This is a genomic window from Rhizobium sp. AG855 (assembly GCF_003610655.1).
In the GTDB taxonomy this organism is placed as follows: Bacteria; Pseudomonadota; Alphaproteobacteria; order Rhizobiales; family Rhizobiaceae; genus Allorhizobium; species Allorhizobium wuzhouense.
In genome coordinates, this window is sequence record NZ_RAQG01000003.1 from 1,218,836 (window position 1) to 1,233,788 (window position 14,953).

The 14,953-nt window shown below is 61.3% G+C and carries 13 protein-coding genes; 2 read left to right on the forward strand and 11 right to left on the reverse strand.

Going from position 1 to position 14,953, the window contains the following annotated elements; translation table 11 throughout:
- Positions 1-75: 75 nt before the first annotated feature.
- The 3 genes from DFO46_RS05955 to DFO46_RS05965 form a co-directional block, all read right to left on the reverse strand.
- Positions 76-2,304 (reverse strand): HAD-IIIC family phosphatase, encoded by a 2,229-nt coding sequence (locus DFO46_RS05955; RefSeq protein ID WP_183041844.1) that lies wholly within the window; start codon positions 2,302-2,304, stop codon positions 76-78.
- Positions 2,305-2,425: 121 nt separating this feature from the next.
- On the reverse strand, positions 2,426-4,042 hold the full coding sequence (locus DFO46_RS05960; RefSeq protein ID WP_147412742.1) for a hypothetical protein: 1,617 nt from the start codon (positions 4,040-4,042) through the stop codon (positions 2,426-2,428).
- 99 nt (positions 4,043-4,141) lie between these two features.
- Entirely contained in the window at positions 4,142-4,954 is an 813-nt protein-coding gene (locus DFO46_RS05965) for a methyltransferase domain-containing protein (protein ID WP_110790678.1), read from the reverse strand.
- A 228-nt stretch (positions 4,955-5,182) separates the two neighbouring features.
- On the opposite strand from DFO46_RS05965, the gene DFO46_RS05970 reads away from it, so the two are divergent.
- The gene (locus DFO46_RS05970; RefSeq protein ID WP_245422603.1) at positions 5,183-5,815 is read left to right on the forward strand and encodes a DUF2270 domain-containing protein; all 633 of its coding nucleotides are present in this window, start codon (positions 5,183-5,185) and stop codon (positions 5,813-5,815) included.
- 23 nt (positions 5,816-5,838) lie between these two features.
- Here the strand turns inward: DFO46_RS05970 and DFO46_RS05975 are convergent, their stop codons facing one another.
- The 4 genes from DFO46_RS05975 to DFO46_RS05990 form a co-directional block, all read right to left on the reverse strand.
- Positions 5,839-6,105 (reverse strand): usg protein, encoded by a 267-nt coding sequence (locus DFO46_RS05975; protein WP_120276679.1) that lies wholly within the window; start codon positions 6,103-6,105, stop codon positions 5,839-5,841.
- Between the two features lie 209 nt (positions 6,106-6,314).
- Positions 6,315-7,145: an ABC transporter permease gene (locus DFO46_RS05980; RefSeq protein WP_120276680.1), complete on the reverse strand. Its 831-nt coding sequence runs from the start codon at positions 7,143-7,145 to the stop codon at positions 6,315-6,317.
- Positions 7,142-7,945, reverse strand: a complete 804-nt coding sequence (locus tag DFO46_RS05985) for an ABC transporter permease (RefSeq protein WP_120276681.1) — start codon at positions 7,943-7,945, stop codon at positions 7,142-7,144. Before DFO46_RS05985 ends, DFO46_RS05980 begins: the two co-directional genes overlap by 4 nt.
- Before the next feature lie 105 nt (positions 7,946-8,050).
- Positions 8,051-8,824, reverse strand: a complete 774-nt coding sequence (locus DFO46_RS05990) for an ABC transporter substrate-binding protein (protein WP_120276682.1) — start codon at positions 8,822-8,824, stop codon at positions 8,051-8,053.
- A gap of 357 nt (positions 8,825-9,181) precedes the next feature.
- On the opposite strand from DFO46_RS05990, the gene DFO46_RS05995 reads away from it, so the two are divergent.
- Positions 9,182-11,560 (forward strand): OmpA family protein, encoded by a 2,379-nt coding sequence (locus DFO46_RS05995; RefSeq protein WP_120276683.1) that lies wholly within the window; start codon positions 9,182-9,184, stop codon positions 11,558-11,560.
- Between the two features lie 70 nt (positions 11,561-11,630).
- Here DFO46_RS05995 and mobB read toward each other — a convergent pair whose 3' ends face one another.
- The 4 genes from mobB to DFO46_RS06015 are packed head-to-tail and all read right to left on the reverse strand — an operon-like array spanning position 11,631 to position 14,919.
- The gene (gene mobB, locus DFO46_RS06000; RefSeq protein WP_120276684.1) at positions 11,631-12,152 is read right to left on the reverse strand and encodes a molybdopterin-guanine dinucleotide biosynthesis protein B; all 522 of its coding nucleotides are present in this window, start codon (positions 12,150-12,152) and stop codon (positions 11,631-11,633) included.
- Positions 12,149-12,769: a molybdenum cofactor guanylyltransferase MobA gene (mobA, locus tag DFO46_RS06005; protein WP_110790670.1), complete on the reverse strand. Its 621-nt coding sequence runs from the start codon at positions 12,767-12,769 to the stop codon at positions 12,149-12,151. The genes mobB and mobA overlap by 4 nt, the downstream gene beginning before the upstream one ends.
- A complete protein-coding gene (locus DFO46_RS06010; protein WP_183041845.1) occupies positions 12,769-13,983 on the reverse strand; it encodes a multidrug effflux MFS transporter in 1,215 nt (404 codons plus the stop codon). The genes mobA and DFO46_RS06010 overlap by 1 nt, the downstream gene beginning before the upstream one ends.
- 30 nt (positions 13,984-14,013) lie before the next feature.
- A complete protein-coding gene (locus DFO46_RS06015) occupies positions 14,014-14,919 on the reverse strand; it encodes a DMT family transporter (RefSeq protein WP_183041846.1) in 906 nt (301 codons plus the stop codon).
- Positions 14,920-14,953: the final 34 nt, after the last annotated feature.

The window sequence follows — 14,953 nt, forward strand, 5'->3', positions numbered from 1 at the left end:
GGTCGGGGCGCATAGGCTCAAATGCAAATCACCGCCGGCATTGACCGGCGGCGATCCTTGTTTGCGGAAACCCGTTCAGCCTGCGAGAGCCAGTTGCGGTTCGAACAGGGTGGAGGGCAGGGCCTTGTACCAGTCCGCAATCCGACCAGCGATCTCGCGGCTTGCCTCGACGCGGAAGTGGGTGCTGTCGGCCGCAAGGTCGGGGCTGAGGAAGCTGTCGACATCCATGAGGTCGATGCAGTCGTAGTTGGCGGCCAGTTTGCGCCAGACAGCCGACATGGCCTCCATGCGTTCCTTGGTGACGCCGCGAATGACCAGGAAATCGCTCGGTTCGACACCGCTCGGGCTGGTGATCAGCAGCATGCGATTGCCGTTCGCCTTCAGGTATTCGCAGAACTCGGTGGCGCAGACCTCGTAAAGACCCTTGTCGAGAATGCCGAGCAGTTCCGGCGGCCACATGATGTTGTAGAAGTCGGTGCCGATGTAATAGACGAGCGCCGGCGGGAAATGCTGCTGCAGGTAGGACTTGTTCAGCACATGCGGCATCATGAAGACGCGCGGCATGCTGTCGATTTCAGCAACGTCCCTCAGGCCAGCATAGTGGCAGAAGATGCCGGACTGGCAGTTCGCCATGAAGCGGATGCGAATGTCGCGGTTGCCGGCGGCAATGCTCTTTTCTTCGGCGAGGATGCGCTCGCGAATGCCGGGCGCGTTGAAATTCTCCACCGTGATCCAGGCGGGGATCTCCGGCTTTACCGGCACGCTGTCCGGCACCTGCAGGTTCCGGAAGCGCTGGAAGGCCCGCTCCAGCAAAACGTTCTCGATGCCCATGTGCATGATGCGGCAGGAGAAGGCCATGTGCTGCATCGATTCTGTCTCGGTCTCGGCGCTGATGAAGCCGACGAGGCCGTGATAACCGAACTTGTCCCAGGCGAAGAGTGCGAAGCCTTCGCGCAGCGACGCCTCGGCGACGTAGTTGACCATGGAGCCGGGCTCCACCCGTGTCTTCAGGTAGTTCAACTGGTTGGTGCGGTTGATCAGTTCCTCGATGCGGGGCGCAAAGTCGATGAGGTCGGAACTGGTGGCGATCGCGACATGGATGTCGCAGGTGTGGAGGAAGTTTTCGCGGCTGCCCTCGAAGGTCTGGCTTTCCGTGACGCGGTTCTGCAGCGACCGGTATTCCTCGACACGCGACTTGTTCACGCCGGCATGGGCATCGACAAGCCGCGCGAGGAAGGCGTCGCACATCTCGTCCTTGGCGTCGAGCGTGTGCAGGTCGGGCAGCACGGCCTTCGCTTCGGCAAGGTTGATGTCGTTGTCGTCGATGAAGAGGCAATTCTTCGGCTTCAGTTGCATATCGGAGATGAGCGCCTGGATCGCAGCACCCTTCGGCACGAATGCGATGCGGGGGAAGACGAAGTCATCCCAGAGGCCAAGGGATTCGAGCTTTTTGCGGGCCGTCTCGAAATCGTTCTTGGAGCAGATGGCGGAGACGACCCCACTGCCGTTCAGGCGGCGAATGACCTCGACACGGCTCTCATGCAGGGTAATGGCATCGGCATCGTCGAGTGTGCCCTGCCAGAGCGTCTCATCGAGATCCCAGATGACCAGTTTGATCGACTTGGCGACATCTTCGTTGATGGTCTTTTTCTTAAGCGGCCGGATACCGCGTGCCCCATGGGCTCCCTGCAGGAAGAACATGGCGGAATCGGCGCCGAGATCGTCGACCTGATGGTCCAGACCCGGCCTGAAACAGGCTGTAACCGGCACATCGGCTTCCGACAGGCGGCTGTAATTGTTGAGAAACGTGCCTGGCAGAACGACATCGTCCTTTTCGCCATGCACCAGCAGGACCGGCGGGCGGCTGGAGATCTCAGAGCGCAGATCGGCAAAGCCGGCCATGTCGCCGCTGAAGCCGATGATGGCGCAGAGGGACTGCGTTTGCTTCAAACCGTAATAGAGGGCGAGTGTCATGCCTTCGGCATAGCCGACCACGGCGATCTGACTGTTGTCCAAGCTGTATTCGTCACGGATCTGCGCGATATAGTCTTCGAGAGCTGTGGCCCCCAGCCCGAGTTCGATGGCCGCCCTGTAGGACGCGCCCGTCTGGGCTGCTCCGGCACTCAGCTGATGGTTTTCGACCTGTGGCAAGGCGAAGAGCGCCTTGCTGAGGTGACCGCGCCAGCGTTCGGCAAGCAGGCGCGGAGTCGGGTCGCCTGGCCGCGCGGCATTGATGAGGATCACGGCCAGCTGCGGATCACAGCCGTCGAAGGGCATGAGTTTGGTGTCAAAACTGATCTTCAACGGGGGCATCCTCGAACACGACTCACCGACTCATTCAGGAGACAGACTTCTGTCGCGAATCAGACTTCATGTTCAGACAGGTGCATTTTCGCCAAATACGCGTGCCTGTCCAGAGGAGGCGTCACGTCGGATCCGGATTTGCCGCCGCCTGTGGTTCAGGTTCCTCCGGATGGTCTGGTTGCGGGGCCGACGTTGGTGTGTCGCCCTTGATCTTCCGGTCCGACGTCAATTCGAGACTTGTCGGTCCGAGGCGATCGCAGATCTCGTTCCAAAGCCGGCGCAGTCTTCTCACATGCAGGTCATCGCCGATCCAGTCCATCAAATGCTCTATTGCACGCGAGGCGCTGCCGTCATCCTTGCTGATTGTCTGCATCGCCCAGATACTGAAATCGGTGGCATCAACCTCCTTGATCCCGCCGCCATCGGGGATCAGAAATTTGGCGGTGCTTTCTTTCTGCAGGCCTTTCATCGGGCCGGTCGGCGCCAGCAAGACAGCGGCATAGATCCGATCGAACTGATCGATCGCCTTTCGGTCTTCTGCGGACATGTACTCCTTGTTCTGCTTGAGCGCGCGTTCAAGATCAAAGATCGTTCTCACGTTGAATTGCCGCAGCAGCAGGAAACGGTCGAGGCCGACGACACAGCAGAGCTGGGCCTGAGCGATCCAATCGACGGTCTGATATATGCCGTAGGGTGTCTCGATGTGCAGCATGATCGGATTATAAGTTGCGAGCGACTGGACGTCGGAGATGCCGCATTCCTCAAGGCGGAAGCGGGTGAAGAAGTCGATGCCGTCGATCGCGTCGAGGGGCACGACACGGGTCCAGGCGATGAAGCGGTTGTCCGACTGCTTGATCCAGTCGAAACGCGTTCCAAGCTTTACCAACACGAATTGCAGCACGCTGCCGGGCAACAGACCGAAGGCGAGTGCGAGAAGGATCCATCCCGCGGAGAGATCATTTACCGCCGCGCTCTGCGCCATGCCGACCACGGAAAGCGCTGCGTCCATATCGGGGAGAGCGCGATAAAGCGCTGCTGACGCGAGCACCGAGATGGTGATGACCGCCGCCTGCCGAATTAAGGTGAAGCCGCTGAGATCGAAGACCGAGAGGGCCTGCACGAGATAGCGTAACGACGACAGATAGGCCCCGACAAAGGTGATGGCAGCCACCGTCAGGACATTCTCCGTCAGCTTGCGCACCTGTTCCGGGGCAATCGTGGCTTCGAATGTCACACCTCCTGCGGTCAGGAGATTTCGAGCGACGTGTTGGATGCAGCCTTGAGCTTGGGACGGGCAGGTCGTGCCGGAAAGGGTCAGCGAAAAGCCGGCGAAGACCACCAGCATATAGGGCACGGAGGCCACCAGCAGGCGAATGTCGCCGCGGTTGAGAAACACACGGGTCTTTGCGATCGTCCCGTTGATCTCCGCGACGATCGCCATTTGAGACTGTGCGTCCGCAACGAGATCGCCATCCTCCGGGGTCTCGCCACTGCCCTTGACGTCGGCGGTATATTTGCTGCGGACGAATTCGAAGGAGGGGTTCGTCGACTTTGTCTTACCCTCTGTGGTATCCCAAACTGGGAAGGCTTTGACGTATTCTCGGATGAGGCGTAGCCGTCGGAGCCGAATTTCATAGCGCCCGAAGATCAGCGCGAAGGTTGTGACGGCCGAAATGGCGAGCGCGGTCCATTCTGCGAAATGGCCCTCGAAGACGTTGAAAACAACTTCCATTTGCATCTGCTTTCCCCTTTCCCGGGAAAAGCCTAGCAAAACGCAAGATCATAACCACCAATTCGACGCAATCAAAGGTGGATTTTTCAATCTATGATTGTTTTCTCAGATCTTTTTCGCGACAATCAGATGGCCGGGAGACGGATTTCCGTCCTGCATGCGCACGTTGATGTCGGTCATCTCGATCAGTTCGAAGCCGGTGGCGGTCAGGCGTTCGCGTACATAGGCCTCGGCATGGACGAAACGCTGGTGCGGGCCGACGATGAATGGCCGTCCGGCCAGGGTATCCTCGTTTGCCGTCTCCGAGGAGAAGACGAAGATGCCGCCCGAAACCATGTTTTCGGCAGCGCCGAAAAAGAGGGGTTCGAGAGCCCCGAGATAGGGCAGAACGTCGGTGGCCGTCACGAGGTCAAAGGGCTCGTCGTCATTGTCTTCGAGGAAGTCCTCGATTTCTGCGACATAGAGGGTCTCGTAGAGATCCTTTTCGTGGGCGATCTCGACCATCTTCTCGGAAATGTCGATGCCCGTGATATCGGCGACCATGTCGCGCAACGCGCCGCCGGTCAGGCCAGTGCCGCAGCCAAGGTCAAGCAGGCGCTGGAAGGGGCCGAGATTGAGGCTCTGCAGACGCTGGCGCACCATCACGGGAACGGCATAGCCGAGTTGCTCGACCAGAATATCCTCGAAGGCTTCGGCGTGCTGATCGAACAGGGTTTCGACATAGGCGTCCGGCGCCTTTGGCGGGGCTTCGCCGCGCCCGAGCGCCGCGATCCGCACCGAGGCGCCGCCATGGTCGTCTGGGTCAATCGCGAGGACCTCTTCATAGGCTTTCACGGCGGCGTCGATGTCGCCGGCTTTTTCCAGCGCCAGAGCCCGGTTATAGGCTTCCGCCAATGCTTCTTCATCAATCTTGGCCATGGGGCGCGCTCCTGTCTCGGGGGCCTTTGAGGCCTTTGTCGGTCGTCTAGCCCGTCCGTGCTGGCTTGGCAATGGAGAGGGAACCGTGGCTTGCAGCCGGACGTTCCGTCATCAGGGAGCCAGATCATGCCACAGCCATCCTCCGAGACTGACGCCATCACGCAGCTGGCGCCGCCGCCGCCCCGGCTTGCTCCGGCGCTGCCGTCCAATTCGGCCGAAAAGGCCAATATGATCATTCACTACTATCGCGGCGAGATCGGGCGGATGACCAGTTGGCGCGATCGGATCGACCGCACGACAAACTGGTCGATGACCGTGGTTGCCGGACTCCTGTCGGTATCTCTCTCGACACCGTCCTCGCATCATGGCGTGGTGCTGTTCGCCATGCTGCTGATTTCGGTGTTTCTGCTGATTGAGGCGCGGCGCTATCGCTTCTTCGATGTATACCGCGCGCGCGTGCGGCAGCTCGAACGGCACTATTTTGCCCAGGCACTGTGCCCACGCGCCGAACTGCGTGCCGATTGGGCGGAGGCGATCGCGGCGAGCCTGAGGGCGCCCGTCTTCCTGATCAGCTATCGGGAAGCGCTTTTCCGTCGCATTCGACGCAATTACATCTGGATGTACTTCATCCTGCTGCTGGCCTGGGGGCTCAAGATCTCAAGCCCGAAACTGCAGGCGGACGAAAGCCCGGCGGAGTTCATCGGCAACCTTCAGCAGTTGATGATCAATGCCCATCTGGGTCCTCTGCCAGGGGCTGTCGTCCTCGCTGTCGTCGCAGCCTTTTATGTCGCACTCATTGCAGCCATCTTTTACCCCGAGCCTGATGATGGCGAGTTTGCCCATGGCGAGGTGCATGTATGAGCGGCGTGTAAAGCTGAGCGCGGTCAGTGGAGAATGAACTCTCCCTTGAGCGCCCGCCATTCACTGGCTGCAATCATCTTCTTGTGTACATAGGTGACCGAATGCAGCGGGCCCTCGATCTTCTCCTGCCAGAAGCGCAAGAAGCCGCGCATCTCGGGAAAGTCCGGCGCGAGGTCGTAGTGTTGCCAGATGTAGGTCTGCAGGAGGGAAGGGTGGTCCGGCAGGCGGTAGAGAATTTGCGCAGTGGTCAGGCCGTAGCCCTTCAGCATCAATTCCATTTCGGTGTTCATGTCCGTGCGTCCGTGTCCCGTGCAAGAGGATCGGTGCGGACGGTAACCGCTTCCGCGACCGACCGGGGCTGCGTGCGACGCGGGCCCCATAGCATTGGAACCACTACAGGGTAAATGAAAGCTTAAGCCTTCGGTGACCAAGCGGAAATCGTCTTTTATTGCTATACCTTGGCAGCGTCGCGTGGTGAGTGCTGCCAAGGTTTCCTGCTCTATCGCTTCAGGTGCCTTGTCAGCCTTGCCTCGAGCGCGGCCCAGGTGTTGCGCAGCAATTCGACGATGGTGAGATAGAAGAGCGCTGCCCATAGATAGGTCTGGTAGTCGAAGGTGCGCGAGAAGGCATAGCGGGTCTGGCCCATCAGATCGAGAACCGTCACGACCGCGACGACGGCCGAGGCCTTGATCATCAGGATGATTTCGTTGCCATAAGGGCGAAGTGCCACGATCAGCGCCTGGGGCAGGATAATCTTCCAGAAGGTCACGGATGGCGGCAGACCCAGGGAATTTGCCCCTTCCGTCTGGCCACGCGGAACGCTCTGGATCGCGCCGCGCAGGATTTCCGCCTGATAGGCCGCCGTGTTCATGGTCATGGCAAGAATGGCGCAGTACCAGGCTTCGCGAAAGAACCACCACAGGCCGACGGCTTCGATCTCAGCGCGGAAGGAGCCGAGGCCATAATAGATCAGGTAGATCTGGGCCAGCAGCGGCGTTCCGCGAAAGACGTAGACATAGGCGTAGGCGATGGATCTCAGCACAACATTCTTCGACATCCGGCCATAGGCGACCGGTATGGAGAGAAGCGCCCCAAGCGTGATCGAACTCGCGACCAGGCCCAGCGTCGTGCCGAGGCCCTGGAGATAGCGCGGGCCGTATTTGACGAACCTGTCCGTGTCCCAGCCCGAGACCATCATGTAGGCCAGCGCGATGCCGAGGAGAAGCCAGAGGCCGAGGGCTCCGTAACCCAAGGCACGTGCCCATGTCATGGCCGGGTGCACCTCGGGGGGCGCAGGACGTGCGGGGATCAGTTCCAGAGAGTGGCTCATCGTCTTGCCTCGGCGCGATTGGCCCAGTTGGAAATGGCGTTCAATCCGACAGAGGAGAGGGTGGCGAGCACGAGATAGAGCGCACAGGCGATCCCGTAGAACAGAAAGGCCTCCTTGGTGACCTTGGTGGCGACGCCCGTCTGGCGCAGGATATCGGTGAGACCGATGACCGAGACCAGTGCCGTGTCTTTGAGCAGGTTCATCCAGAGGTTCCCGAGGCCCGGGAGGGCGATGCGGATCAACTGTGGCACGATCACCAGCCGCATGGTGCGACCGCGCGACAGGCCGACCGCGTTGCCGGCCTCATACTGCCCCTTCGGGATCGCCCTGAAGGCAGACAGCAGTACTTCCGAACAGTACGAAGAGAAAACCACTGAGAGGGCCAGCATGCCCGCAAAGAAGGCGTTGATTTCAACGCGCTGGTCGCTGCCGAACCAGCTGAAAACAGCCTGAACCATCATCTGGAAGCCGTAATAGACGATGAAAAGGGTGAGCAGTTCCGGCAGTCCGCGAAAGATCGTGGTGTAGATGCCCGCCGCCGTCCTCAGACTTCTTTCTTCCGATTGCAGCGCAAGCGCGACCAGGAAGCCGAGCAAAAGGCCGACGGGCAGAGTGATCAGCGCAAGGATGATTGTCACCTTGACGCCCAGTGCGATTTCATCGGCCCAACCGACATTGCCGCAGGACAGCAGGCCGTCACCACCGAAGAGCGAGAAAATGCCGATCGGGCCGCAAAACGGATCGAGCCAATAGGATAAAGTGGCCCATAGCGAGCCCAGTGCGGAAGACAGTCCGCCCATGCCATTCCCCCTCGGCGGTATTTTCCGCCTTTTCATGCTTCTCACTAACGCAAGATGGCGGAAGCGCTGTGCTCCCGCCATCTCCATAATCAAAGGATCGGGAAATCAGTTCCCATAGACGTCGAAGTCGAAATACTTCTTGTTGATCTCGGCATATTTGCCGTTGGCGCGGATGGCCTCGATCGCGGCGGAGAATTTGTCGGCGAGCGCCGTTTCACCCTTGCGAACGGCAATGCCCGCTCCTTCGCCGTTGATCTCAACGTCAATCGGCAGTGGCGTCAGGATCTTGCAGCAGGCGCCGGCATCGGTCTTCAGCCATTCCGAGAGAACGACGATGTCGTCGACGACGGCGTCGACACGGCCGCCTTCGAGGTCGAGCTTGTATTCGTCAGCCGTCGGATACAGCTTCAGTTCCGAATCGGGCATGTGCTTTTCGGCGTAGTTGGCGTGGGTCGTCGAGGATTGAGCGCCGATGGTCTTGCCCTTGAGGCCAGCGACGTCGGCGATGGTCGAATCCTTCGGCACGGCGACGGCCGGCGGCGTGTTGTAGTACTTCTTGGAGAAGTCGACCTTTTCCTTGCGCTCGGGAGTGATCGACATCGACGCGATGATTGCGTCGAACTTCTTCGCCTGGAGGGCAGGAATGATGCCGTCCCAATCCTGGGTGACGAATTCGCAGGTGACCTTCATTTCATCGCAGAGCGCCTTGGCGATATCGATGTCGAAGCCGACCAGGGAGCCATCGGCTTCCAGGTTGTTGAAGGGCGGGTAGGCGCCTTCCGTGCCGATGATGAGTTTTTCCTGCGCCATGGCAGAACCGGCAAAGAGCGACAGTCCCGCAATCGAGGCGGCTGCCAGAAAACGTGTCGGAATACGCATGAGATCCCTCTCTGTTGGTGGATGCCGTTTGTCTTTTTAACGCGGCTATCCTGGATCGTGTGGCGTTAGCGGCCACACTTGGGCCCAATATTCGTCTGCTTTCGATGCCGAAATCAACAACAAAGAGTGCTGTATCCCTATTTTCGGTGGCATGCGGCGAGCGAAGATGACTTGAGGCTTCAAATCCTTCTCTTGCCTGATGGAGCAAAAGTGGTTCCAACTCGTTCAGACGAGGTTAATTTTGCGGAACCTAGCTTGGCGGCACTCTCGGTTCGCAGAATCGACTTGGATATTTAACGGCGCTGAGACAAACAGTCGGAAAGACTGCAATCGGCGTGAAGGAAGGAAACGCAGGGCATGTTCAAAAATAGATTGCTGAACACGGTGGCGATCCCGGTGCTGTCCATGGCAGTGCTGGCCGAGCCTGTGGCCGCTTCGGCCATCAGTCAAGGGGTGTCGAAGACGCATTCACGTCAGGCCGAGGAAGGTCTGATCCAACTCGCCCAGGCCGTGGTCTGCAGCGACGGTTCGGAAGCTGCGGACCAGGAAACCTGCGACGCGCGCGATGCGCAGGCCCAGGCGGAAGCGGAAGCACGGGCGCAGGCTGAAGCAGAAGCGGAAGCCCAGCGCCAGGCCGAAGCCGAGGCACAGGCTCAGGCGGAGGCAGAAGCCCAGGCCCAGGCAGAAGCACAGGCGCAGGCGGAAGCGGAGGCCCAGCGTCAGGCTGAGGCCGAAGCGCAGGCCCAGGCCCAGGCTGAGGCGGAAGCACAGGCACAGGCAGAAGCCGAAGCGCAGGCTCAGCAACAGCAGCAGGAAGCCGAAGCCGAGGCGCAACGACAGGCAGAAGCCGAGGCGCAAGCTCAGGCAGAAGCGCAGGCCCAGGCCCAGGCCGAAGAACAGGCCAAGGCCGAAGCAGAAGCCCAGGCGCAGGCCGAAGCTGAGGCACAGGCTCAGGCAGAGGCAGAAGCTCAGGCCAAGGCTGAAGCCGAAGCGCAGGCCCAGCAGGCAACCGAGCAGCCAGCCCCCGAAAGTGTCACCTGCGCGGATGGCTCTACCGCTGCCAGCGAGGCTGAATGCCCCGTTGCCCCGGCTCCGCAGACCGAAGAAGCCGCTCCGGAGCAGCAGACCGAGCAACCCGCAGAGGAGCAGGCTGCCCCCGAACAGACGGAGCCCGCTCAGCCTGAAACCGCTGAACCGGAAACCGAGCAGCAGCCGGCTGATCAGCAGGCAGAGACTCCGGCCGATGGCAGCACGGAGAGCCAGGAGACCACTGGTCAAGACGCGCCGGCCACAGACGGCACGGAGGCGCAGACTGACGGCGAAGCGCCGGCCGATGGCACCGCTGCACCGGAACAGGCAACCGAACAGACCGAACAGGCTCCGACCGAAGAGGTCGTGGTGCCGGCCGTTGTGCCGCCGGAAGATCAGCCGGTAGAGCAGATCACCGACAACCGCACGGAAGAGGAAAAGCAGCAGATCGCTGAAGATCCTTCACAGAGCACCGAGACGGTGGTCCTGCCGGTCGACAATGGAGCTGCCGTTCTCGACAGCGACAAGGATGCCGACAACAGCGGTGGCGAAGCGTCCCGCGAAGAACGGAGCCAGCTCCGTGCGCAGGAAGACGTCGCACCGCCGCCGACAACGGATGCGGAGGCCCAGGCGAGCTTCACGCAGGTCGAGCCGCAGGCAGTGCAGGCGACCATCACTGAAGATGGCACGCGTCTTGACGCGGCCCCGACCTTCGATGTGCCGACCACGGTGACCAACAACATCACCAATGTCACGAACATCACCAACAACACGACGAACAATACGGTCAACAACACCACCAACAACACGGTGATCCAGAACAACGTTGTGAACCAGGTGACCCAGATCCAGGTCATCGAACAGGTTGACAACCGGACGGTCATCAATGTCGGCAACCAGATCATCGTGCGTGGCGACGACCGCGAACGCCTGCGCTACGACTCGCAGGAAAGCTACTACGAGGAACTGCCGCGTGGCCGGACCCGCGAAACGATCATCCGTGAGGACGGATCGCGGATCGTGACCGTCTACAACCGCTACGGCGATATCGTCATCCGTTCGCGGATCTCGCCCCGCGGTCGCGAATATGTTCTGATGTACTCGCCCGAGGCAGACAACGAACGTCCGCAGGTCTTCATCGACGTCGGCCTGTCGCTGCCGCCGATGCGCCTCACCGTTCCGGTGCAGGATTACATCATCAGCACCTCGCGTGCGCCGGATCGGGACTACTACGACTTCCTCGGCCAGCCGCCGGTGGAACGCGTCGAGCGCGTCTATTCGATCGACGAGGTGAAGTCGTCTGCCCGTCTGCGTGACAAGGTCCGTCGTATCGACCTTGACACGATCACCTTCCCGACCGGCTCGGCCGAAGTGCCGCTTGCCCAGGCGAAGACCTTGCGCAAGGTCGCGGACGCGATGAGCAAGCTGCTCGAGAAGGATCCGGGTGAAGTGTTCCTGATCGAAGGCCATACGGATGCCGTCGGTTCCGACAAGGCGAACCTCGTCCTGTCTGACCAGCGCGCGGCAACGGTTGCTGGCCTGCTGACCGAAGTCTACGGCATCCCGCCGGAAAACATGTCGGTCCAGGGTTATGGCGAGCGTTACCTGAAGATCCGCACAGAAGCGGCTGAACAGCAGAACCGCCGCGTTGCCATCCGCCGCGTCACCTCGCTGGTGCGCCCGGCCGGTGTATCCGCCAAGAACTGATCGGAATCGTCCGACACAAGAAAGGGGCCGCCGGCGTGATCCGGCGGCCCCTTTTCAGTTTGTCGGGGTGTCACCTGCGCTGTGGCAGTCCCGTCACCGCAATGATGAAGTCGGCGATTGCCGCTGTATCGTCCAAATCGAAGACGGGAAGATCTGTCTCCTTAACCCCATGATCGGCGGCGATGGCCTTGATCCATGGGTCGGTTGGCGCGAGCGGTTCCCGTTTGTTCGCTTCCAGCCGTCGCGCCTCGATCTTCGGCACCGGTTCCCGTTTGTAGCCCTCGATCAGGACCAGGTCGCAAGGGGCGATTCGGCTCAGGATTTCCTCGAAGCTCGGTTCCGGCGCGCCGCGCAGTTCATGCATGATCGCAAACCGTGTGCCGGATACGATCGCCACTTCGTGCGCGCCCGCCTGGCGGTGGCGAAAGCTGTCGGCACCGACCTTGTCGATGTCGAAGTCATGATGGGCATGCTTGATCGTCGAGATGCGGTAGCCACGCCGCGTGAATTCCTCGACGAGCCGGACTGCAAGGCCTGTCTTGCCCGAATTCTTCCAGCCGGCGATGCCAAAGATCCTCGGTTTGTCCGTCATGCGCCGCCTCCGTCGATCACCTCGCGGGCGAGGGCAAGGTCCGCAGGCGTATTGATGTTGAAGAAGGGATCCACCTCTCCGCGCCCGTCCATCCTCGTCAGCATGTCAAAATGCACACGGCGGAACGGATGCCGGCGGATGAAGTCGCGGACCCGGCGATGATCCGGATCGTCGATCCAGGATCGCAGATCCTCTGCCAACCGGATCGGCCAGAGCGCGACGACCGGGTGGTCCCGACCGCCTGAGGATGCCATGACGATCTCGCCCGGCGATAGCTCGGTTGCAAGGCGTGGCACGAGGTCGGGGGGCAGAAAAGGTGCGTCACCGGGCACCGTCAGCAGATGGCTGGCTTCGCCCGAGAAGGCCTGCATGCCGGCCAGCACGCCGGCGAGGGGTCCTGGGCGCTCTGCCACCGTGTCGGGACAATTGCGGTAAGACCCGGCGAATGGATGATCGGGCGGCAGATTGACCGCAAGTGTCGATACTTGTGGTCGCAAGCGGGCGACGATGACATCGAGGAGCGGTTTGCCGCCGAGAATGGCCCGCGTCTTGTCCTCGCCCAGTCGCCGTGACAGCCCGCCGCCGAGGACCAGGCCCGGTATGCCAATTGGTCCCATCAACGTGTCGCTCCGACGGAAATATGCCGTTGCAGCCAAAGCCAACCGATTGCGAGAAGTGCCAGCACGCAGCAGGCGAACATCACGAGAAGGAGGGGCATGGCGCCTGTCTCTACTGACAGGATGGCGGAGGCGAGCCAGGACACGAACGCACCTCCGCCCATGGTAATCGCACCGCCCAGGCCGGAGGCGGAGCCCGCCAGTTCCGGGCGTACGCTGACGATCCCGGCATTGGCGCTCGGCAGCGACAACCCGTTGCCGAAGCCGACAATGATCTGCGGGGCGAAGAAGGCAAGGGAGGTCGTCAGATCCTGAGAGAAGAAGAGAATGGGGAGGGATGCGCCGGCCAGGGCGACACCGCCGCCGATCAGCATCATCGCCTCGATGCCGGCACGGCGGGCATAACGTCCGGACAGGAAATTGCCGGCAATATAGCCTGATGCGATGAACATGAATTGCAGACCGAGCACACTCGGTGTCATGCCCATCAGTGTGCCGCCGACAAAGGGTGCGCCGCCGAGGAAGGCGAAGAAGGCGCCTGACGTGAAGGTGGCCGCCAGCGTAAAGGCCCAGAAGCGGCCGGAGGCCAGCAGGCCGGGCCAGGCGCGGAACTGGGCGGTGAAGCTGCTGCTCTTTTGCCGGTTGGTCTCGCCGAGATCGCTGCGCACCAGCACGAGGACGAGAAAGCCTGCGATGGCGATGGCAGCGAAATTCGCCCTCCAGCCGAAGGCGTCACTCAGGAGGCCGCCGACGGTTGGTCCCAGCATGGGAACGAGCGTCATGCCCATTGTGACATAACCGATCATGGATGCGGCCTCCTCGACTGGCACCATGTCCCGGATGATGGCGCGCGACAGGACAAGACCGGCCACGACGGCGGTCTGCGCCATTCGGGCCACGGTCAGGACCTCGATCGAGGTGGCTGTCATGCAGACGAGCGAGGCGGCAAGAAGGATGGCCAAGGCACCCAGCATGACCGGCCGGCGGCCGTAACGGTCGGACAAGGGGCCAATGATCAGCTGGACCAGGGCGGTCATCGCAATATAGCCGGAGACCAGGATCTGGACACGGTCATAGTCGACGGCCAGATCCTTTGCCATGGCCGGCAGGGATGGCAGGAAGATGTTCATCGTCAGTGCCGAGAGCCCGGCGATCGAGACGAGGCTCACGATGTGCGGCGGGCTGGTCCGGTCGAAAAAGCGGGTCGGCAGCACGGGCATTCCTTCTGACGATGATCGGGGTGATCAGCCGGGCGAGCCCGGTTCGGAGGCGCTGGCCACGGCCGCCTTCCTCTGCTTTTCCCTGTAGAACGTATAGAGGCCGGAGCCGATGACAATGGCGGCACCAATGCCCATCGAAAGATCCGGTGTCTCGCCGAAAAACAGCATGCCCAAGGCCACAGCCCAAAGCAGGCTCGTGTAGCGGAACGGTGCGATGAAGGAGATTTCGCCCAGCCGCATGGCCATGATGATTGCCTGATAGCCGACGAAGAGGAAGGCCGAGGCAAGAGCGATGGTGGCAAAGGTGTCGAGCGACACCGGCTTCCAGCCGCCGAAAGCCGGTACCAGCAGGAGGCCGGCGAGCGAAATCGACGAGGCGGTGAAGAGGGTGACGGTCAAAGAAGAGACGTTCGGGTCGATCTTGCGGGTGACCAGATCGCGGCCGGCTGCGGTGATGACGCTGAGGACCACATAGAGCGAGGCCAGCGTGAAGCCTTCCGGGCCGGGTTTGATGATGACCATGACGCCGAGGAATCCCAGGCCGATTGCCGTCCAGCGGCGCCAGCCGACGGGTTCGCGGTAGACGAGTGCGGCGCCTAAGGTGACCGCGAGCGGCAGGGACTGCAGAATGGCCGAGGCGTTGGCCAGCGGTACCTGGCCGAGCGCCGAGAGAAAGGCGATGGCGGCGATCGTCTCGAAGGCAATCCGGCACAGAATGAGGGGCTGCAGGATGTTGCGCAGATGATCGAGAGCGCCCAGTCGACGCGCGACGGCATAGACCAGGATTGTCGTGATGGCACCGCGCACGAACATGATCTGCGCGACCGTCAACTCGTCGGTGACCGACTTCGTCAGGGCATCGTTGAAGGTGAAACCTGCCATCGAGGCCGCCATCAACAGCGCGCCGCGGGCATTCTCGGATAAGGCCATTCCAGGGATTCCCATGCTTGCGAAGCGGTTGTAG

Bases quoted from the DNA above. Each gene is read 5' to 3' on its own strand.
- DFO46_RS05960 (WP_147412742.1), bottom strand. From the start codon at position 4,042: ATGCAAATGGAAGTTGTTTTCAACGTCTTCGAGGGCCATTTCGCAGAA.
- DFO46_RS05965 (WP_110790678.1), bottom strand. From the start codon at position 4,954: ATGGCCAAGATTGATGAAGAAGCATTGGCGGAAGCCTATAACCGGGCT.
- DFO46_RS05970 (WP_245422603.1), top strand. From the start codon at position 5,183: ATGATCATTCACTACTATCGCGGCGAGATCGGGCGGATGACCAGTTGG.
- DFO46_RS05975 (WP_120276679.1), bottom strand. From the start codon at position 6,105: ATGAACACCGAAATGGAATTGATGCTGAAGGGCTACGGCCTGACCACT.
- DFO46_RS05980 (WP_120276680.1), bottom strand. From the start codon at position 7,145: ATGAGCCACTCTCTGGAACTGATCCCCGCACGTCCTGCGCCCCCCGAG.
- DFO46_RS05985 (WP_120276681.1), bottom strand. From the start codon at position 7,945: ATGGGCGGACTGTCTTCCGCACTGGGCTCGCTATGGGCCACTTTATCC.
- DFO46_RS05990 (WP_120276682.1), bottom strand. From the start codon at position 8,824: ATGCGTATTCCGACACGTTTTCTGGCAGCCGCCTCGATTGCGGGACTG.
- DFO46_RS05995 (WP_120276683.1), top strand. From the start codon at position 9,182: ATGTTCAAAAATAGATTGCTGAACACGGTGGCGATCCCGGTGCTGTCC.
- mobB (WP_120276684.1), bottom strand. From the start codon at position 12,152: ATGACGGACAAACCGAGGATCTTTGGCATCGCCGGCTGGAAGAATTCG.
- mobA (WP_110790670.1), bottom strand. From the start codon at position 12,769: ATGGGACCAATTGGCATACCGGGCCTGGTCCTCGGCGGCGGGCTGTCA.
- DFO46_RS06015 (WP_183041846.1), bottom strand. From the start codon at position 14,919: ATGGCCTTATCCGAGAATGCCCGCGGCGCGCTGTTGATGGCGGCCTCG.